The 18,999-nt window shown below is 72.1% G+C and carries 20 protein-coding genes; 11 read left to right on the plus strand and 9 right to left on the minus strand.

Features of this window, described 5'->3' with window-relative positions:
• Window positions 1-7: 7 nt before the first annotated feature.
• Window positions 8-1,093 (plus strand): AAA family ATPase, encoded by a 1,086-nt coding sequence (locus tag ACOOHC_RS10110; RefSeq protein ID WP_420450280.1) that lies wholly within the window; start codon window positions 8-10, stop codon window positions 1,091-1,093.
• Window positions 1,094-1,146: 53 nt separating this feature from the next.
• Here the strand turns inward: ACOOHC_RS10110 and aztB are convergent, their stop codons facing one another.
• Together aztB and ACOOHC_RS10120 are read right to left on the minus strand one after the other, a co-directional pair.
• The gene (gene aztB / locus ACOOHC_RS10115; RefSeq protein WP_420453788.1) at window positions 1,147-2,022 is read right to left on the minus strand and encodes a zinc ABC transporter permease AztB; all 876 of its coding nucleotides are present in this window, start codon (window positions 2,020-2,022) and stop codon (window positions 1,147-1,149) included.
• A 70-nt stretch (window positions 2,023-2,092) separates the two neighbouring features.
• Window positions 2,093-2,941, minus strand: a complete 849-nt coding sequence (locus tag ACOOHC_RS10120) for a metal ABC transporter solute-binding protein, Zn/Mn family (protein WP_420450281.1) — start codon at window positions 2,939-2,941, stop codon at window positions 2,093-2,095.
• Window positions 2,942-3,102: 161 nt separating this feature from the next.
• Here ACOOHC_RS10120 and ACOOHC_RS10125 point away from each other — a divergent pair, with 161 nt between their 5' ends.
• The 3 genes from ACOOHC_RS10125 (at window position 3,103) to ACOOHC_RS10135 (ending at window position 5,972) form a co-directional block, all read left to right on the plus strand.
• Window positions 3,103-3,906: a metal ABC transporter ATP-binding protein gene (locus tag ACOOHC_RS10125; RefSeq protein WP_420450282.1), complete on the plus strand. Its 804-nt coding sequence runs from the start codon at window positions 3,103-3,105 to the stop codon at window positions 3,904-3,906.
• A gap of 306 nt (window positions 3,907-4,212) precedes the next feature.
• On the plus strand, window positions 4,213-5,199 hold the full coding sequence (locus ACOOHC_RS10130; RefSeq protein ID WP_420450283.1) for an aminoglycoside phosphotransferase family protein: 987 nt from the start codon (window positions 4,213-4,215) through the stop codon (window positions 5,197-5,199).
• Complete coding sequence (locus ACOOHC_RS10135; protein ID WP_420450284.1) at window positions 5,196-5,972, plus strand: SDR family NAD(P)-dependent oxidoreductase; 777 nt, start codon at window positions 5,196-5,198, stop codon at window positions 5,970-5,972. Before ACOOHC_RS10130 ends, ACOOHC_RS10135 begins: the two co-directional genes overlap by 4 nt.
• A gap of 50 nt (window positions 5,973-6,022) precedes the next feature.
• On the opposite strand, the gene ACOOHC_RS10140 is transcribed toward ACOOHC_RS10135, so the two are convergent.
• Window positions 6,023-6,478, minus strand: coding sequence for a Fur family transcriptional regulator (locus ACOOHC_RS10140; protein WP_420450285.1), 456 nt, complete (start codon window positions 6,476-6,478; stop codon window positions 6,023-6,025).
• 93 nt (window positions 6,479-6,571) lie between these two features.
• Between ACOOHC_RS10140 and ACOOHC_RS10145 the strand changes: the two genes are divergently transcribed.
• Window positions 6,572-7,312: an acetoacetate decarboxylase gene (locus ACOOHC_RS10145; RefSeq protein ID WP_420450286.1), complete on the plus strand. Its 741-nt coding sequence runs from the start codon at window positions 6,572-6,574 to the stop codon at window positions 7,310-7,312.
• Window positions 7,313-7,370: 58 nt separating this feature from the next.
• On the opposite strand, the gene ACOOHC_RS10150 is transcribed toward ACOOHC_RS10145, so the two are convergent.
• Window positions 7,371-8,585: a CaiB/BaiF CoA transferase family protein gene (locus ACOOHC_RS10150; protein WP_420450287.1), complete on the minus strand. Its 1,215-nt coding sequence runs from the start codon at window positions 8,583-8,585 to the stop codon at window positions 7,371-7,373.
• 232 nt (window positions 8,586-8,817) lie between these two features.
• Here ACOOHC_RS10150 and ACOOHC_RS10155 point away from each other — a divergent pair, with 232 nt between their 5' ends.
• From ACOOHC_RS10155 to ACOOHC_RS10170, 4 genes are all read left to right on the plus strand, one after another.
• Window positions 8,818-9,792: a 3-hydroxyacyl-CoA dehydrogenase NAD-binding domain-containing protein gene (locus ACOOHC_RS10155; RefSeq protein ID WP_420450288.1), complete on the plus strand. Its 975-nt coding sequence runs from the start codon at window positions 8,818-8,820 to the stop codon at window positions 9,790-9,792.
• A gap of 170 nt (window positions 9,793-9,962) precedes the next feature.
• Window positions 9,963-11,054 (plus strand): threonine aldolase family protein, encoded by a 1,092-nt coding sequence (locus tag ACOOHC_RS10160; protein WP_420450289.1) that lies wholly within the window; start codon window positions 9,963-9,965, stop codon window positions 11,052-11,054.
• A gap of 109 nt (window positions 11,055-11,163) precedes the next feature.
• Complete coding sequence (locus ACOOHC_RS10165) at window positions 11,164-11,463, plus strand: WhiB family transcriptional regulator (protein ID WP_420450290.1); 300 nt, start codon at window positions 11,164-11,166, stop codon at window positions 11,461-11,463.
• Window positions 11,460-12,380, plus strand: a complete 921-nt coding sequence (locus ACOOHC_RS10170) for a ribokinase (protein ID WP_420453789.1) — start codon at window positions 11,460-11,462, stop codon at window positions 12,378-12,380. The genes ACOOHC_RS10165 and ACOOHC_RS10170 overlap by 4 nt, the downstream gene beginning before the upstream one ends.
• Window positions 12,381-12,530: 150 nt before the next feature.
• On the opposite strand, the gene ACOOHC_RS10175 is transcribed toward ACOOHC_RS10170, so the two are convergent.
• A complete protein-coding gene (locus tag ACOOHC_RS10175) occupies window positions 12,531-13,049 on the minus strand; it encodes a gamma carbonic anhydrase family protein (RefSeq protein WP_420450291.1) in 519 nt (172 codons plus the stop codon).
• Between the two features lie 54 nt (window positions 13,050-13,103).
• On the opposite strand from ACOOHC_RS10175, the gene ACOOHC_RS10180 reads away from it, so the two are divergent.
• Window positions 13,104-14,852 (plus strand): hypothetical protein, encoded by a 1,749-nt coding sequence (locus tag ACOOHC_RS10180; RefSeq protein ID WP_420450292.1) that lies wholly within the window; start codon window positions 13,104-13,106, stop codon window positions 14,850-14,852.
• A 52-nt stretch (window positions 14,853-14,904) separates the two neighbouring features.
• Complete coding sequence (locus ACOOHC_RS10185) at window positions 14,905-15,702, plus strand: crotonase/enoyl-CoA hydratase family protein (protein WP_420450293.1); 798 nt, start codon at window positions 14,905-14,907, stop codon at window positions 15,700-15,702.
• Here the strand turns inward: ACOOHC_RS10185 and ACOOHC_RS10190 are convergent.
• From ACOOHC_RS10190 to ACOOHC_RS10205, 4 genes are read right to left on the minus strand one after another with little or no spacing between them, the layout of a single operon-like run.
• Complete coding sequence (locus ACOOHC_RS10190) at window positions 15,665-16,165, minus strand: GNAT family N-acetyltransferase (protein ID WP_420450294.1); 501 nt, start codon at window positions 16,163-16,165, stop codon at window positions 15,665-15,667. The two genes, ACOOHC_RS10185 and ACOOHC_RS10190, sit on opposite strands and share 38 nt — an antisense overlap.
• Before the next feature lie 25 nt (window positions 16,166-16,190).
• Entirely contained in the window at window positions 16,191-16,700 is a 510-nt protein-coding gene (locus ACOOHC_RS10195) for a hypothetical protein (RefSeq protein WP_420450295.1), read from the minus strand.
• 7 nt (window positions 16,701-16,707) lie between these two features.
• Window positions 16,708-17,289: a hypothetical protein gene (locus tag ACOOHC_RS10200; RefSeq protein WP_420450296.1), complete on the minus strand. Its 582-nt coding sequence runs from the start codon at window positions 17,287-17,289 to the stop codon at window positions 16,708-16,710.
• Between the two features lie 28 nt (window positions 17,290-17,317).
• Entirely contained in the window at window positions 17,318-18,916 is a 1,599-nt protein-coding gene (locus ACOOHC_RS10205; RefSeq protein ID WP_420450297.1) for an FAD-dependent thymidylate synthase, read from the minus strand.
• Window positions 18,917-18,999 lie beyond the last annotated feature (83 nt).

Raw genomic sequence — 18,999 nt, forward strand, 5'->3', positions numbered from 1 at the left:
CGTTGGCGTGGAGCTGTCGCCGTTCCCCCATCACGGACCTCTCGAGCCCGGGCGCGTCCCGCCACGCGCCGAGCTCGTCGACGATCTCGTCGAACGGGTGACCGAGCGCCGCGTCACCGCGCTCCTCGGACCGCGGCGATACGGCAAGACGACCGCGCTGCGCGCCGTGGCCGCCCGCCTCGGCGACGCGGTGACGACGGTGTGGCTCGACCTCTACGAGCTGTCGTCGTGGGCCGATCTCGCGATCCGCCTCGACGGCGCCCTCGACGTGGCCGGCGCGAGCGGCGCCGCTCCGCTGCGCGAGCTCGCCGCCGGCTTCGAGCTCAGGCTCGGCGTCCTCGGCGTCGAGTTCCGTCGACCGGCGGCCCAACGGCCCGATCCGATGGTGATGGTGCGCACCCAGTTCGAGCTCCTGGTGGAGGCGTCCGGGCGCGACGAGGTCGTGCTGATCGTAGACGAGTTCTCCGGGATCGTCGGCGTCGACGGAGCCTCGGCGCTCATGCGGACCGCGCTCCAGCACGAGTTCCAGCGGATCGGTCTCCTGTTCGCCGGATCCGAGCCGTCGGTCATGGAGATGCTGTTCACCGATCGCGCCGAACCGTTCTACGCGCAAGCCGATCTCGTCGAGGCCCGACCGCTGGACACCGCGGCGGTGGAACGCCTGCTGCGCGACGGCTTCTCGCGGACCGACCGGCGCTCCGGCGGGATCGCCGGTCGCCTGCACGCCGCGACCGCCGGCCACCCCCATCGAACGATGCAGCTGGCCGACGCGATCTGGCGACGGGTGCCCTCCGGCGGCGAGGCGTCGATCGCGGACTTCGTCGCCGCCCTCGACGACGTCGTCGCGGCGTCGTCGTCGGGGATGGAACGGCTGTTCTCCTCGCTCCCGAGCGGCGAGCAGGTGGTGCTGCGCCTGGTCGCGAGCGGCGACGGGATCTTCGGGGCGATGGCGAGCTCGCTGGGCCTCTCGAACGGGGGTGCGCAGCACGCCCGAGCCTCGCTCGTGAACCGCGGGCACCTCGTACGCACCGACGGGATCCTGCGCGTCGTCGACCCAATCCTCTCCGAGTGGCTCCGGCGCACCTTCGGCTGAGCGAGCCGGCGGGCGCCGCCGCGCCGTCGTCGGCACCCACGCCGCGTCGGCGGTCAGCGGCCGGCGTCCGGCGCGACCTCGGAGGCAGCGGTGCGTGAGCGCCGCCGCCCGCCGAGCAGACCGACGACCTCGGTGACGAGGAGCACGACGAAGAACTGGGCGACCGCCACCCCGGCGATCGTCGCGGACGCAGCGGTGTCGGCGTGGTAGCTCACCGTGAGCCCGACCACGACCGCCGACCACCCGAACCCGACGGCGACGGCCATCGCGGTCGGGACCCGGCGCACCAGGATCACCGCGGTCGCCGGCGGCGCCACGAGCAGACCGAACACCAGCAGCGTGCCCACGACGCGGAAGCTGGCGACCACCGTGAGGGCGAGCAGGAACAGCATCGCGACGTGTGCGGCACCGGGGCGCAGTCCGAGCGTGGCCGCCTTGTCCTCGCTGATCGACAGCGCGAGGAACGGCCGGTGCCCGACGATCACACCCAGCGCCGTGACGGCGAGGGCGACGACGCCCAGCACGAGCTCGCCGTCGCGCACCCCGAGCACGTCTCCGAAGAGGAACCCGGTGAGGTCGCCGGCGAACGACGTCTGCCGACTGATGATCACGACCCCGAGCGCCAGCATCCCGACGAACAGGAGCCCGATCCCGGTGTCGGCGGGCAACCTCGTGGTGCGGTGCACGAGGTCGATGCCGAGCACCATCACCACGGCGCTCGACGCCGCGCCGAGGGTCAGGTCGAACCCCCACACGGCGGCCAGCGCGATCCCGGGCAGCACCCCGTGCGCCATCGCGTCGCCGAAGAAGGCGAGACCGCGGATGACGACCCACGTCCCGATCAACGAGGTCATCGTCGAGGACAGCAGCCCCCCCATCAGCGCACGTCGAGTGATCTGCGATCCGAACGCATCGATCACGAGGTCGATCACGTCGCCCCGCTCGCACTCCACGACGCTCCGGCGCCGACCGACCCGGCCCGCCGATCCATCGCGCGGGTCACGAGAGCGCCCCGGCCACCAGCTCGGCGTTGCGTCGCATCATGCGCAGGTACGTCTCGGCGCCGGATCCGGGCTCGCCGAGGCTCTCGCTGAACAGCTCGACCACCTCGACGCCGCCGCCCACCTCGGCCGCGAGGGCGTCGGCGAGGCGCGTGGCCCGCGTGGTCTCGGCGAAGATCGCGGGGATCGACCGCTGCTCGATCACCCCGGCGAGCTCCTCGACCTCGGCAGCCGACGGCTCCGCGCTCGTCGTCAGCGACGGGACGATCGCCCCGACCACCTCGAAGTCGAACCGCTCGGCGAAGTAGGCGAACACCTCGTGGTTCGTGACCAGCACCCGCCGGTCCTCCTCGACGACGGCGAGGGTCTCGCCCATGTCGTCGACCAGCGCCGCCAGCTCCCGCACGTACACGTCGATCGCCGCGCCGAGCACCACGGCGTCGACGCCGTCGAGACCGGCCACGACCGGCTCCAACGCCGCGAGGGCGGTCGCGACCCGCTCCGGGTCCGTCCACAGGTGCGGGTCCGCACCGCCGTGATCGTGATCGTCGTCGTCCTCGTCGCCCCCGTCGCCGTGATCGGGGTCGTCGTCGGTGATCAGGTCGACCTGGTCGGCCACCGTGAACACCTGGGTCCCGCCGGCAGCGACCGCGTCGACGACGTCGACCATCCCCTCCTCGAACCCGGCACCGTTGACGATCAGCAGGTCGGCGCCCTCCATCGCCTCCGACTGCCGTGCGGAGGGGGCGAAGTCGTGGGGGTCCGCCCCGCGCGGCATGATCACCTCGACGGCGGCCGCGTCGCCGACCGCGCTGGCGACGACGTCGCCGAGGACGTCGGTGGTCACGACGAGCCGTGGGCGACCGTCTGCGGCGTCCGGTCCCCCGACGTCCGACCCTGCGCAACCGGTCCCCGCGATCGCGAGCACGACGCTGGCGATCGACCACGAGATCCACCGAACGCACGTCACGCCGCGAGGTTATGGGAATCATTCTAAGATCTGCAACCGTGTCGAGGTCCGGCCCACCCCACTCCCCCACCCCACCCGGCACCGCGACGCCGGGAGGCGTCCGGGTCACCCTCGACCACGTGCGCGTCGAGCGCGGGCGCGACACCGTGCTGCGGGTGGACTCGCTCGCGATGGGGCCCGGATCCACCGCCCTCGTCGGCCCGAACGGATCCGGCAAGTCGACCCTGCTCCACGTCGTCGCCGGTCTGCTCCCCCCCGCCGACGGGACGGTGACGTTCGACGGAGCCGATCCGGACGACGGCCGGCGGGTCGCCTACGTGCTGCAGTCCCAGCCCGGCTCGGAGCACCTGCTGGTCACCGCCCGCGAGGTCGTCGCGCTGGCCGCGAGCTCGCGGCGGCTCCTCGGTCGACTGCGCACCGATGAGCGTGCGGCGGTCGACGAGGTGATGGAGCGCCTCGAGGTTGCCGACCTCGCCTCGCGCCACCTCGCGGAGATGTCCGGCGGCCAACGCCAGCGGGTGCTCATCGCCCAGGGGCTCGCCCAGCGCGCCCCGGTGCTCCTGCTCGACGAACCGGTCGCCGGTCTGGACCTCGCGTCGGAGCGGACCATCCGCCGGGCGATCGACGACGAGCGAGCGGCCGGGCGGACGGTGATCGTCGCGACCCACGACCTGCACGAGGCCCAGCGCGCCGATCGCGTCGTGCTGCTCGCCTCGCACGTCGTCGCGCACGGCCTCCCGGCCGAGGTGCTCCGCAGCGAGAACCTCCGCGAGGCCTACCGGGGCCACGTGCTCGAGCTCGACGACGGATCGATCGCCGTCGACGACGACCACCACCGCTGACGTCGCGCCCGGACCGGGACCGGGACCGGGACGGCACGGCGATCGGCGTGGCTCGCCGACCACCGGTGGTCGTGGACGCGACCGGGTACCGGTCGCACCATCCGCACGAGCGCGCGCCGGCGCCGCCGGGTGGCACCCCGTGGGGTTCGACCCGAGCGGAGCTCAGCGAGCGAGCGGGGCGTAGGCCTCGGCTTCGATCGCGAGCAATTCGTCGAAGCGCCGCCGGACGTCGGTGCGCCGGCCGCGGTCCTGCGCGAGGTTGACCAGCTCGAAGGGGTCCTCCTGCAGGTCGTACAGCTCGTGGTCGTGGTCGTCGAAGTCCGCCGTCGCCGGGTAGATCTTCTCGCCCGGCAGCGGCTCGCCGGAGGTGTCGAGTACGCAGCCGGGTCGACCGGCCCGGAGCACGTCGTCGCGAAGTTCGCGGCGCTGCGCGACGGTGCGCTCGCATCGGCACGCACCGGTGGCACCCACGAGCGCGAGCTGCGCACCTACGACGAGCTGCTGGCCGAGACCGACGTCGCGGTCCCGACCGTCCACGCGTCGTACTTCGACCCCGACACGGCGCACTTCCTGATGGTCCAGGACTTCGTCGAGATCGACGGCGAGGTGGATCAGATCTCCGGCATCGGAGTCGACCGGGCCCGGGTCGTGATCGGCAACGTCGCTCGCGTCCACGCTCGGTGGTGGGGCAGCGAACGGCTCGCCGCCTTCCCCTGGTTGCCACGCCTCGACGGTCGGAACCGCATCACGAACCTGACCGCGATGGCGCGAGCGGGGTGGGAGCCGCTGTGCGAGATCACCGACCTCGATGTCGACGCGCGCCGGCTCGGCGACGGACTCGACCAGCGCGTCGAGCGGGTGCTGCGGGAGCTCGCCACGATGCCGTCGACGCTCCTGCACTGCGATCTGCGGACCGACAACCTGCTCTTCGAGCCCGACGGGACCGGCGTCTCGATCGTCGACTGGCAAGGCGCCGGGATCGGACCTCCGGCGTTCGACCTCGCGTACTTCCTGTCGCAGTGCCTGACCATCGACGACCGACGTCGACACGAGGACGACCTCCTCGGCGCCTACCGCGACGACCTCGCCGCCGCAGGGGTCGAACGGACCGACGACGAGGTGCGCACCGGGTACGGCGCGGCGATGCTGTACGGCCTGGTGATCGCGTGCGCGATCCCGCTCGTCAGCGATCGCCACGAGCCACGGGCTCGTCGCCTGGCCGCCACGATGGCTGATCGCGCCATCGCCGGGTTGCGCGACCACGGTCACGTCTCGACGATGGAGCCGTCGTGAGCGGCCGTCTGGACGGCCGGGTGGCCCTGGTCACCGCCTCGACGCGCAGCATCGGTCGGGCCATCGCCGAGTCGTTCGTCTCAGAGGGAGCGAAGGTCGTCATCAACGGCCGCTCGACCGAGAAGGGCGAGCGCGCTCTCGCGGAGATGGACGCCGGCGACGACGTGGCATTCCGACCGGGCAGCGCGACCGACCGGGGCGCCGTCGAGGGGCTCGTCGACTTCGCGATCGAGCGGTTCGGTCGGCTCGACATCGCCGTCGCGAACGCCGGTGGGATCGGCGACTCGGCGCCGATCATCGACATGTCCGACGAGGAGTGGCAGTACGAGCTCGACCTGAACCTGAACCACACCTTCTGGCTCACCCGACGCGCGCTGCGGCACATGGTGCCGGCCGGGTGGGGTCGGATCATCGCCATCTCGTCGGTGGAGGGCAAGCAGGGCAAGCCGAACGTGGCGGGGTACTCGGCGAACAAGCACGCGATCAACGGCTTCGTCAAGGCGGTGGCCCGGGAGGTCGGCCGATCCGGGGTCACGGTGAACGCGATCTGCCCCGGCATCGTCGAGACCGACATGCTGCGCGAGCGCGCCGGCGCGTCGCTCGGCCTCGACGGGGTGGGCGCGGTGATCGAGCACTTCGTCAAGGACACGGCGCTCCAGCGGCCGGTGACGGTCGAGGAGATCGCCGCCTTCGCCGTCCACCTCGCCTCGGACCTCGGTGGCGGGTTCAGCGGCGGGACGATCTCGCTCGACGGCGGCGACGCCTATCACTGAGGCCCGGTGCGTCGCGGGCGTCGTCGTCCACGGTGGCCCGCTGGGGGCGCTCAGCGCTCCGAGCGAGCGGAGCAGTCGGCGCAGACGACGAACACGTCGATCAGGTGTCCCATGGATCGTGCGCCGGCGGCCCTCGTCGCCCGGTCGAAGGCGTGCTCGAGGCGGACTTCGAGATCGTCGTCGAGGGTGAAGTCGTCGACCGATCCGCACGACTCGCAGATCAGGTGGTGGTGGTGGCCGGTGAGCTCCTCGGCCAACTCGTAGTAGGCGTGGTCGGCCCCGTGCACGAGCCGGCGCACCACGCCGGCGGACTCCATCAGCGCGAGGTTCCGGTACGCCGAGCTCTGCGGGACCTCACCGGCGAACTCGAGCAGCTCCGGCAGGGTCACGGGACCGCCGATCTGGCGGAGGGCCGCGACGATCGCTCGCCGTCCGGAGGTGTAGCGCAGCTCGTGCTGGGCGAGGCGGTCGCTGACGGCCCGGTCGAGCTCGGTGGTGGGACCCATGGACGACCGGATCGTAGTCGTCACCGGCGAGCGGGAGCCCGAACGACCCTGCGCCCTTCGATCCCGTCGGACCACGGCCTGTAGGTTCCGGCGATGGAAGCAGACCGGGTCGCTCGCAGGTTCACCACCCCGATGACGGCGCCCGCGTACTCACCGGGGAGGTACCGGTTCATCGACCGCGAGTACATGAACATCGTGTACCGGACCGACCCCGACGCGCTGCGTGCCGTCGTCCCCGAGCCCCTCCAGATCGACGAGCCCCTCGTCCGCTTCGAGATCATGCACATGGGCGACGTGGGCGGGTACGGGCCCTACACCGAGGGCGGCCAGGCGATCCCGGTGCGATTCGGAGACGAGAAGGGCGAGTACCTGCACGCGATGTACCTCGACAACTTCCCGGCGACCGCGGCCGGGCGCGAGCTGAGCGCCTACCCGAAGACGATCGGCGCGCCGCGCCTGCGCGTCGAGGAGGGAGCGTTGATCGGCACCCTCGACGTGACCTCCGAGCGCGTCGCGACGGCGACGATGGGCTACAAGCACCGCGAGCTCGACCTCGACGAGGCCCGCAGCCAGATCACGGTGCCGACCTTCATGCTCAAGGTGGTGCGTGGCCACGACGTCGAGCCCGTGATGTGCGACCTCGTGCGCACCGAGATCACCGATGTCGAGGTGAAGGGCGCCTGGACCGGCCCCGCCCGGCTGCAGCTGTTCGAGCACGTCCTCGCGCCGCTCGCCGACCTCCCCGTGCTCGAGGTGGTCGACGTCAGCCACATCATGACCGACCTCACGCTCGCCGGCGTGGAGAAGGTGCACGACTACCTCGCCGACGCCTGACCCGGCGCGCCGACGGTGCCGTCCCCGACCGATCGGGGGCCCGCGGGGCTGGCGTCGCTCAGCCGTCGCCGTCGGGAGCGCGCACCACGGCACCCGACCGCACGAGCGCGTCGATCTCGTCGGCCTCGTACCCCGCGTCGCGCAGGATCTCGTCGGTGTGCTCGCCGAGCCCGGGCGCGGGGCCACGCGGCGCGATGTCCGCGCCGCTGATCCCGATCGGAGCCGCGACGGTGCGGAACGCGCCGAGGGGGTGGTCGATCTCGGGGAACAGCCCGATCGCCCGGGCCTGCTCGTCGTCGGCCAGCTCCTTCATCGTCGACGCCGGCCCCCAGATCAGGCCGTGCTCGTCGAAGATCCGGCCCCACTCGTCGAGCGACCTGGAGACCATGACCTCGTCGAGGAGGTCGATCAGCTCGGGCATGTTGTCGAAGCGGTCCTTCGGAGTCTCGAAGCGGTCCTGCGAGAGCAGGTCCTCTCGCCCGATCGCCGCGCAGAACCTCGGCCACCAGCGGGGTTCGGGCATGTTCAGGATGATCCACCGCTCCCCCGCGCACTCGAACCGGTTGGCGAGCGGGGTGATCAGGTGCCGACGGTCGCGCTTGGACGGTTGGCGACCGTCGATCAGCACGGCCGACAGGTCGGTCGCCATGGTCCACGCCGCCGTCGCCAGCAGGCTGACGTCGACGACCTGGCCCTCACCGGTCCTGTCGACGAGCCGCAGCGCGCCGAGGATCGAGGCGACCATCGCGAGGCCCGTGGTGTGGTCGCCCTGGGCGGGGCGCGGGTTGGGAGCGTCACCGCCCGGCTCGCTCATCGAGTCGGTGACCGCGCCCCGGCCGAAGAAGGTGGTCACGTCGTACCCGGGGCGCTCGTCGTCGGGTCCCCCGAGGCCGTACCCGGTCAGGGTCGCGTGGACGAGTCGGGGGTTCAGCGCCATCAGGGTCCCGGCATCGAAGCCGTAGCGCGCCTGGCGGTGGGGCAGCAGGTTGCACACGAAGACGTCGCAGCCGCCGACCAGGCGCCGCATCACGTCCGCGCCGTCGTCGGTGTCGAACGCGATCGCGATGGAGCGCTTGCCGCGGTTGTCGACGGTGAAGGAGTAGTCGATGTCGCCGGCCGGTCCGTCGACCTTGGGCGGACGGATCAGGCCGCGCACGGCGTCACCGCTCGGTGGCTCGACCTTGATCACGTCCGCACCCATGTCGGAGAGGATCGCCGCCGCGCTCGGGGCGGCCATCCAGCTCGTCGCCTCGACGACACGTACTCCTGACAACGGTGCGACCATCGCACTCCCCTCTCCGTGGACCCGTCAACCTAGACCGTGGCGCCCGACGCACCGGGAGGCGGAGATCCGCGGGCGCTCGGCCGCGGAGCGTGGCGCCGAGCCGCTCAACGGCCCGTGCCAGCACGCCATCGCGACGTTGCTACGGTCCGTCCATGAGGACTCGATCCGCTCCGTGCCCGCCCGCACCCCCGCCCGCGGCCGCAGCTGCGACGGACGGATCGTGAGCGCGCCGAGCGGCCCCGGGCTGCTCGCGGCCAGCGACGTCCTCCGTCGCCGCGAGACCGTCGCGGTGATCGGCGCCGGCACGATCGGCGCGTCGTGGACCGCGCTGTTCCTGGCCCACGGGCTCGAGGTGCGCGTCAGCGACCCGGCCGACGACGTGCGCGACACCGTCCATGCGATGATCGAGGACGCGACCCCCGCGTTCGCGGGGCTCGGGCTGCCCACCGAGGACCTCACGGCGCGGCTGCGCTTCGTCGACAGCGTCGAGGACGCCCTCGACGGGGCCGAGCTGGTGCAGGAGAACGGTCCCGAGGACATCGAGTTCAAGCGCGAGCTGTGGGCGCGGGTCGAGGCTCGGGCGTCGGAGACGGCGCTCCTGCTGTCGTCGACGTCGGGGATCAAGGCGACCGCCCAGGCCAAGCGCATGGAGGACCCGGGCCGACTGGTCGTCGGCCACCCGTTCAACCCGCCCCACCTGGTCCCCCTCGTCGAGGTCGTCCCGGGCGAGCAGACCGACCCGTCGGTCCTCGACGAGGCCGTCGCCTTCTACCGAGCTCTGGGCAAGGAACCGCTGGTGATCCGCAAGGAGGTCCCCGGCTTCGTCGCGAACCGGCTGCAGTCGGCGCTGTTCCAGGAGTGCGTCCACCTGGTCGCCGAGGGGGTCGTCGCGATGGACGACCTCGATTCGGTGGTCACCAACTCGATCGGGCTCCGATGGGCGGCGGCGGGACCGTTCCTCACCTTCCACCTCGGCGGGGGCGCAGGTGGCCTCGAGCACTTCCTCGAGCACCTCGGGCCGGGCATGGAGGGGATGTGGAAGCACGCGCTCGGGCACCCCGACCTCGACGACGAGACGAAGGCGACCCTGCTGGGCGAGCTCGAGCGGTCCTACGGCACGTCGTCGATCGACGACCTCGCCCGTCACCGCGACGAGCAGCAGGTGGCGATCATGCGCGCCCGCCGCGACGCCTGAACCGGACGGGACCGACGACCGGCCCGCACCGGATCCGAGAGGCGCGCACCGGAGTCCGCGCGTCGTCGATGTCGAGGTGGACGTCGCGCACCGTCCGGGTCGGGGAGGACCCGGGCGCGCGCACCGGGCGGGTGGGACTCGAACGCGCCCGAGGGTGCGAGACTCGGATCGTGATCGAGCTCCCTCCCCCTCCGGCGCGCGCCTTCGCGTCCGACAACGCAGCGGGTGCGCACCCGGCCGTCCTCGAGGCGGTGACCGCTGCGAACGAGGGCCACGCGCTCGCCTACGGCGCCGACGAGCACACCGCCGAGTGCGAGCGACGGTTCCGCGACCTGTTCGGCGCCGACGTCGTCACCCGCCTGACCTTCAACGGCACGGGAGCCAACGTGGCGGCGCTCGCCACGATGATGGGCTCGCTGACCGGGCCCCACCACGCGGTGGTGTGCACCAACTGGTCGCACATCGAGGCCGACGAGACCGGCGCTCCCGAGCGCGTCCTCGGCACCAAGCTGATCGACCTCCCCGCCCACGACGCGAAGCTGACCCCCGAGGCCCTCGACGGGGTCGCCCACCTGCGTGGGGTGCAGCACCACGTCCAACCGGGGATCGTGTCGATCACGCAACCGACCGAGCTCGGCACGCTGTACAGCGTCGCGGAGATCGAGGCGCTGTGCGCGTCGGCTCACGGGCACGGGATGCTCGTCCACCTCGACGGGGCCCGGATCGCCAACGCGACCGCTGCGCTCGGTGGAGATCGCGACGCCCTGCGCGCCTTCACCGTCGACGCCGGCGTCGACGTGATCAGCTTCGGGGGGACCAAGAACGGCGCGCTGGGCGCGGAGGCGATCGTCTTCCGTGACGCCGGTCTGGCGACCGGTTCGGAGTACGTGCGCAAGCAGGTCACGCAGCTGCCGTCCAAGATGCGCTTCATCGCGGCGCAGTTCAACGCCCTGCTCGACGACGATCTGTGGATCGCGCTCGGCGCCCGCTCCAACGACATGGCGACCCGCTTGCACGAGCGGGTCGCGACCATCGAGGGCGTCGGGCTGGACGGGCCGCCGCAAGTGAACAGCCTGTTCCCCGTCCTGCCGTCGGAGGCGATCGCGCCGCTGCGCGACTGGTGCTTCTTCTGGGACTGGGACGTCACCGCGCGACAGGTCCGCTGGATGACGGCCTGGGACACCAGCGAGGACGACGTCGAGAGGTTCGCCGACGGAGTGAACGCCCTGCTCAGCGGTGCGATCCCGGATGTCGACGACTGATTATTGACTGGCCGGTCGATTTCGCCTACTGTCGAGGTCGCACACCACATGACCGGTGTCGGGTCGGGGGCGGTCCCCATCGGTCAGCGATCTCGAGGGGAACGAGTACATGACCACGATCGACCTGCAGATCGAGTCGGCCGAGGCCGACGACTGGATGCGAGATGGCGCCTGCAAGGGGTTGACCCATCTGTTCTTCCCGACGGCGGCCGAGCGGCCGCAGGCTCGGGAACGGCGCGAGAACGCCGCTCAGGCGGTCTGCGACAGCTGCGTCGTGAAGTCGCCCTGCATGGAGTTCGCACGAGAGCACCACGAGTACGGGTTCTGGGGCGGTGAGTCGGAGGACGAGCGCCACGCCGCCGGGTACCGCCTGATCGCTCCGATCGGCGTTCGGGCCCGGGCCAGCTGAACGCCGCCGCGTCGGACGCGCACGACGGCGACCGCGCGGCCGAGTTCGATGTCGTCGTCGTCGGGAGCCTGAACGTCGACCTGGTCGTCCGTGCCGAGCGGTTGCCTCGTCCGGGCGAGACCGTGTCCGGCGTCGACCACCACGAGTACGCGGGCGGCAAGGGGCTGAACCAGGCTGTCGCCGCGGCACGGGCGGGCGCGTCCGTCGCGCTGGTCGGGTCCGTCGGCGACGACGATGCGGGAGCCGTCCTGCGCACGCTCGTCGTCGAGGAGGGGATCGACGACCGTTGGCTCGTGACCACGACGGGCTCCGCCACCGGGCGTGCGATGATCCTGGTCGAGGAGGGTGGCGAGAACTCGATCGTGATCGTGCCCGGGGCGAACGGCTCCGCCCGCTGGCCGTCGGCACCGCCGCACGGCCGCGTGCTCCTCGCGCAGCTCGAGATCCCGCTGGACGTCGTCGTCGAGGCGGCGGCCGGGTCGGCGGGCTCCGCGACGATCACCATCCTCGATCCGGCGCCGGCCCGCCCCCTCACGCGAACGGAGCTGGGACCGTGGTCGATCGTGGTGCCCAACGAGCACGAGGTCGACGTCCTGGGTGGATCCGGGGCGCTCATCGAGGCGGGGGTCGCGACCGTCGTCATCACGCGGGGCGGCGCCGGTGTCGAGGTGGTCCGACCCGACGGCACGACGGCGGTCGACGCCCACCCGGCCCACCCGGTGGACACGACCGGTGCGGGTGACGCCTTCCGGGGCTACCTCGCCGCTCGCCTCGCGTTCGGCGACCACCTCGCATCGGCGGTGAGCTGGGGGGCGGCGGCGGGAGCGCTCGCCACGACCGTCGAGGGGGCCGTCCCGTCGCTGCCGACCTCATCGATGGTGGGGCGGTCGATGGGGAGGTCGTCGCAGCCCGGCTGAGCGAGCCCGCCTCGCTCGGCCAGCTCCCCGCCGGCGATCGGCGGCGCGGGCCCGACGGCTCCCGCCGTCTCGGCCTGCTGAGCGACGGCATCGTCGCGTCGGGCGCGGCGCGGCGGCGTCGGCCCTGGCCCGATCGGTGCGCGCCCGGCGTCAGTCGAGACGACGGAGGTCGGTGCGGTACTGCGCCGCGCGCCGTACGTACTCCTGCGAGCCCATCGCGATCTCCTCGACCTTGGCCCGACCCTCCTTGATCGTGGCGGGCGTGCCGACCGCGATCGCCCCGCTCGGGACCTCGGTGTCGTTCAGCACGACGGCGTTCGCGGCCACGATCGAACCGGAGCGGATCACGCAGCGGTGGAGCACCATCGAGGCGTTGCCGATCAGCACCTCGTCCTCGATCGTGCACCCCTCCAGGTGGATCAGGTGGCCGAGGACGCAGTCGTCGCCGACGATCGTCGGCCACCGCGGGGTCGTGTGCAGCACGGCGTTGTCCTGCACGCTCGTTCGCTCGCCGATCCTGATCTCGCCCCCGTCGCCTCTCAGCACCGCGCCAGGCCACACCGACGACCGCGCCCCGATCGTCACCGATCCGATGATCGTCGCATCGGGGTGCACGAACGCTTCCGAGTCGATCGTGGGTTCCTGGTCGCCGAGCGCGTAGATGGCCACGGCGGCACCGTATCGACATCGGTTCTCCACGCACCAACCGGTACCTTTGGGCGCATGCCCCGCAGGATGGACATCGAGCTGACGAGCGCGCTCGCCGACGGATCGTGGACGTGGCGCGCCGCCGGCGCACGCGTGCCGAAGGGGGTGCTCGACGGGGGGATCCTCCCCGACGGAGCGTCCGTCGGGGACGAGCTCAAGGTCGAGGTCGACCAGCGACTCGACGGGATCGAGGTCACCTCGGTCGTGCGCAACCGGGAGAAGTCCGGCCCCGACCTGCTCGAGATGCTGCCCGCCGAGGAGAACTTCCAGGCGGTCATCGAGACCCGGGCACGGCGCGATCGAGGTGACCGCGGAGGTCGCGATCGTGGCGGCGAGCGTGGCCGGGGGCGGCGGGACGATCGCGGGCGCGGCGACGGTCGCCGACGAGACGGCGACGATCGGGGCGGGCGCGGCGACGATCGGGGCGGGCGCGGCGAGGGACGGGGCGGCGACGGTCGCCGAGGTCCACGACGACCGCACTTCGACCCGCCGCCCGAGCTCCCGCAGCGCCCGAAGCCCAAGCGGCTCCGCCCCGGCAAGGCTCGTCGCAACGAGGTGCTCGCGTCGGTGGCCGAGGAGCAGCGACCGATCGCCGAGCTCGCCGTGCAGGGGATGGCCGCCGTCCGCTCCCGGCTGGCCGAGGAGAACGCGCGCCTCGCCGCAGCCGGAGAACCGACGATGCCCGAGGGCAGCGTGCTGAAGATGGCCGAGGGCCTGATCCCGAAGCTGAGGGTGGCGGACTGGCTCGACCGCGCCGAGGCCGCCGGTCGCCAGATGGAGAACCTGGACCTGCGCGACCTGCGCAGCGTCGTCGCCGCGAGCGACGACCCGATCGTCGCCCGCGACGAGGCCACGCGCGAGATCGCGACCAAGCTCAAGGCCGACCTGGTGACCAAGCAGGATCAGGAGCTGCGCCTCTGGCTCGAGGACGTCGACGCCGCGATCACGGTCGGGAGGTCGATCCGGGCGCTGCGGCTGTCGTCTCAACCGCCGAAGGCCGGGGTCATGTTCCCGCCCGAGCTGGCGCGCAAGCTCGCCGAAGCAGCGACCGCCGGCCTCACCCCGGACGATCCGCCCGACCGGTGGGCGGCCGTGATGGAGGCCGCGGCGTTCTCTCCCGTGCGTGCGCTCGTCACGCCGACCGCTCCCCCGTCGACGATCACCGACGACCTGCGGGCCACGGCGCTCCGACTCGGTCCGCTGCTCCCCCAGCTCGCCGAGCTGCTCGGGGTCGAGGTGCCGGCCGACGCTCCACGGCCCAAGCCGCTGCGTCCCGGACCCCGCAAGGACTCGAAGCGCAAGAAGTCCGCCGCCCAGGGTGGGCGCGACGCGCGACGTGACGACGCCGGTCCGGGGCGCCCGGGTCGAGGCGCAGGACAGGGGCCCGGTCGGGGTCGGGGCGCACCGTCGCCGGATGTGGCCCAGGCGGACAGGGAGACCCCCGGGTCCCCGCCCGACGCGGAGCGCACCGAACCTCCCGCGACCACCCGCGCAGAGCCCGGAGAGGACGACGGCGCGACCGGACCCGTCGATGCGCCGGAGCCGCCGGGATCGACCCGGCGCACCGAGACGGGCGAGTCACCGACGGGCGAGTCACCGACAGGCGAGTCACCGACGGGCGAGTCACCGACGGGCGAGTCACCGACGGGCGAGTCACCGACAGGCGAGTCACCGACGGGCGAGTCACGGACGGGCGAGTCACCGACGGGCGAGTCACCGACGGGCGCGCCCGGCACGGACGCGGTCGACGAACCCGAGAGCTGACGGCTCGGGCGGGTTCGTCCCCACCCCGCGGGTCGCCGTAGGGTCGCGCCTCATGTCGGACTCGAACGCACGCACGGTCACCTACGACAAGGACGGTCGCGTCGGCGTCATCACGCTGAACCGACCCGATGCCCGCAACGCCGTCAACGGCGACGTCGCCGAGGCGATGGAGGATGCCGTCGACCAGCTCGAGGCCGACGACGATGTCTGGGTCGGGGTGCTCCAGGCCAACACCGAGGGCCAGGAGCGGCCGGTGTTCTGCGCGGGGGCCGACCTCAAGGCGATCAACAGCGGTGACGCCGCCCGCCTCAGCACCGAGCGTGGGAACTTCGCCGGGTTCGTCTACCGCGAGCGTAAGAAGCCGATCATCGTCGCGGTCGACGGGCTCGCGACCGCGGGCGGGTGCGAGATCGTCCTCGCCGCCGACCTCGTCGTGGCGACGACTCGCTCCGCGTTCGGCCTCGCCGAGGTCAAGCGCAACCTCGTCGCCGGCGCCGGCGGTCTGTTCCGGCTCCCCCGTGCGATCGGCAAGTCGGCGGCGATGGAGGCGATCCTCACCGGCGAGCCGATCCCCGCCGAGCGAGCCCACGCTCTCGGCCTCGTCTCACGGCTCGTCGAACCGGGCGAGGCGACCGCCGAGGCGATGCGCCTGGCCGAGCAGATCGCCCAGAACGCACCGCTCGCGGTGTGGGAGAGCCGGCAGGTGGTGCTCGCCGCCGAGGATCACGACGACGAGGCGTTGAGGAGGATGACCGACTCGGCGATGGGGACGGTGATGAGGTCGGAGGACCTCGCGGAGGGCCTCACCGCGTTCATCGAGAAGCGGCCTCCGCGGTGGACGGGTCGCTGACCGGTTCCAGCTCCCGGTAGGTCGTGATCAGCCGGGCGACGATCCCGGCGCGCTCGTAGAGGTTCTTCGTGTGCCGATCGCCCGGCAGCGCGTGCCCCTCCACCGCGACGGCGCCCCGCTGCGCCGCACGGGCGATCGCCGTGGCGAGCAGCTCGTCGCCGAAGCCGCACTCGCGGGCCTGGGGATCCACCCACACCTGATCGACGCGCATGACGTCGTCGTCGCCGAGGGTCGCGACGATGTAGCCGACCACCACGTCACCGACGTGGGCGACCAGGACGTCGACGGCGTGATCGGTCGCGAGCTCCACCCACCCGTCACCCACCTCGGGGTGCTCGATCAGCCACCGCTCGCCACCGCGCTGGCCGTCGACGGCGGAGCGGGCATCGCCCTCGAGCAGCTCGAGCTGCTCGACGTCGTCGGCGTCGTCGACGTCGACCTCGCGAACATCGGGATCGATCATCGGACCCGATCCGCGCTGCGCCGGCTCACGCGGCCGCCAGCTGGGCGAGCTTGCCCAGCACGGTGCGGCGACGTCGGTGGGTCGACTCGTACGCCTCGATGCGCGCTCGGTCGTCGGCGCTCAGCGTCGCCAGCTTCGCCACGATGTCGATCGCCGGGAGGCTGTCGTAGTCGGGCAGTGCGAGGCTGGAGGGGTCGATCGCGTCGAGGTCGGTCGCCCCCGTCGGTGCTCCGTCGTCGGGCGGCTCCTGGGCCGACGACGTCCCCCTGCCCCTCGTCGCGACGTCGTCGACCGACTCGACCGGGGCACCCGGCGACGGCGTCGAGGCCGAATCGATCGCCTCGCGCAGGGTGCTCGTGGCCCGCATCACCGCCATCCGGCCGACGACGCGAGCGTTGTCGATCTCGGTCCTGAGGGCGTCCGGTCCGTCCTCGGTGACCTTGATCGCGAGGCTCAGCGGGGCGAAGACGACGTTCTCGACGGTGGCGCGGACCGTCGCGATGGACCACGGACCGAACCTGTCGTCGTCTCCCATGATCGCCTCAGGTGAAGATCGGGCAGTCGTCGTCACCGACGGGGCAGTTCGGCGCCGACGCCTTCACCAGCAGGAAGCACGAGCTGCACAGCTGCTCGTTCTGCTGCTTGGGCTGGAGGCGCTCCCCGCCCTCGGTCCGGTCGTCGCCGACGGGCTCGTCGTCATCGTCGTCGTCGTCCTCGTCGGTGGTGACCAGTCGGTCCTTCAGGATCGTGTCGAGATCGGCCTCGACGTCGTCGTCGTCGACGAGGTCGTCATCGTCGTCGTCGTCCTTCTTCTTGCGCTTCGTGCGGGGCGCCTCGTCCGCCGAGTCGTCCTCGCCGTCGTCGTCGTCGTCGTCATCACCGTCGGCATCGTCGTCGTCATCGCCGTCGACGTCGGCGATGTCCTCGTCGAGCTCGTCCGCATCCGGATCGTCGTCGGACTCCTCGTCGGCATCGGGGTCCTCGATCTCGTCGTCGGTGATGTCGTCGTCTGCCATGTCCGTCGCTTCGTCAGTCGGTTCGCACGGCGTGATCTGCCGATGCCCGGCGGAGCATACGCAACGCGCCCGACCACGCCGAGAAGCCACCGTTGTGACAACGGTCACCGCGTCTCGGGTGCCGCCGTCGGACGCGTCACGATCCCCGGCGGGCCTCCGCACGGCGTTCCGACTCGAGGCGCTCGAGCTCGGGAGCCTCGGTCGTCATGAAGTCCATCGCGGCGGCGAGCGCGTGGTGGCCCGCCTGCTCGGCGATCAGGCGGTGCATCTCGAGCGCCACGCGCCGGTACGAGGGGTGGCCCTGCGGCGAGGACCTCAGCTCCAGCATGTGGAACGCCTCACGGACGTTGTACTGCATGCTGTAGCGCATCCGGTACGCCATGGCCACGGCGTACGGGGCCTGCTCGGCGAAGCCCTCCGACAGCGCGTCGTGGAGGGCGGCCGAGCGCTCCATCGACTCGTCGAACACCCCTCCGACGCCCGCCTCGTCGACGAGATCGGGGCGGGCGTAGCCGTGGTTCGGCGTCAACCGCTGCCACTCGATGGTGAGCATCCGGTGGCGCTGCATGTCGCGGAAGGCTCCGTAGTCGCTCAGCACGTCGAAGCGGTAGAAGCTGCGCTCGAACGCGCGACCGGGCTTGTGACGGCGGTTGGACCGCTCGCCGACGTAGGCCCGCAGCAGCGCCACCCGCTCGTCGACGCCGAACGTCCGGACGCGCTCGAGGATCTGGCTCTCGGGCAGCGTCGCGTGCGGATAGCAGATGGCGGCGATGATGTTGTCCTCGGCGTCGGGGTCGAAGTCGACGAGGGTCACCTCCCGCGACGGCTCCACCGGCGCCCCGCCGAACAGGTCCTCCACGATCGCTCGCGATCGCTCCCGCGTCGTGGAGAGGTACTCGCTCCACGCCCCGCCGCGCTCGGGGACGTCGACGCGGCGCAGGAAGCTCGGGATCACCTTGCGCAACTCGTGGAGCATCAGCTCGGAGTAGTCGCGTGCCTCGGGCAGGGGGTGGGCGCGCATCCGCAGCAGCAGCGCCTCGAAGGCCTGGCCCGTTCCGTAGATCCCGACGTTCGACGTGGCGGCTGCCGGGAGCATCCCGCGCACCGCGTCGAGCGCCTTCGCGCGCGTCGCCGTGCGGTAGACGAACTCGGAGTCGCCGGCAGCGCGCGGCACCGTAGCGCGGACGTGGTCGGTGACGTGCTCGGCGCACTGGCTGTACGCGTCGAACATCCGGTCGAGGTCACCGACGTAGCGCGTCCCGAGCGGACCGACGAGCACGGCCGGGTCACGGTGGTAGCGGTAGCGCCCGCCGAGGCGGCTGTCGTACGCGATGTAGCGGGTGCTCTGCTCGAGGTAGCTCATCAGCCGGCCCCACTCGAGCACCTTGGTCAACAGGTTCGACGCCTGCTCGCACGCGAGGTGCACCCCACCGAGCTGGGCGACGGAGTCGTCGCCGTACTCGACGAAGATCCGCTGGTAGAGCTGCTCGGCCCGGTCCAGGCCCACGGTCGCGTCGATCGATTGGTCGCCACGGATGTCGAGATCGCCGACGAACTCGTCGAGGAACAGGCGCCGGAGCGACTTCGGGCTGCGGCTGTAGCGGGCGAAGAGGGCGCCCTTGACCACCTCGGGGAGGTTGACCAGCGCGAAGACGGGGCCGTCGAGGTTGGTGAAGTAGCGCCGCAGGACGTCGGCCTCGTCCGAGGTGAACGACTCGGGTGCGTAGACGGCCACGGGCAGAGACTCTACGGTGCGTCGCCGACCGACCCCGGGACCCGGCTCGGAACACGGCCGTCGCCCCGGGCGCCCTTCGTGCC

Origin of the sequence: Ilumatobacter sp., from assembly GCF_965215205.1 — a bacterium.
GTDB lineage: Bacteria > Actinomycetota > Acidimicrobiia > Acidimicrobiales > Ilumatobacteraceae > Ilumatobacter_A.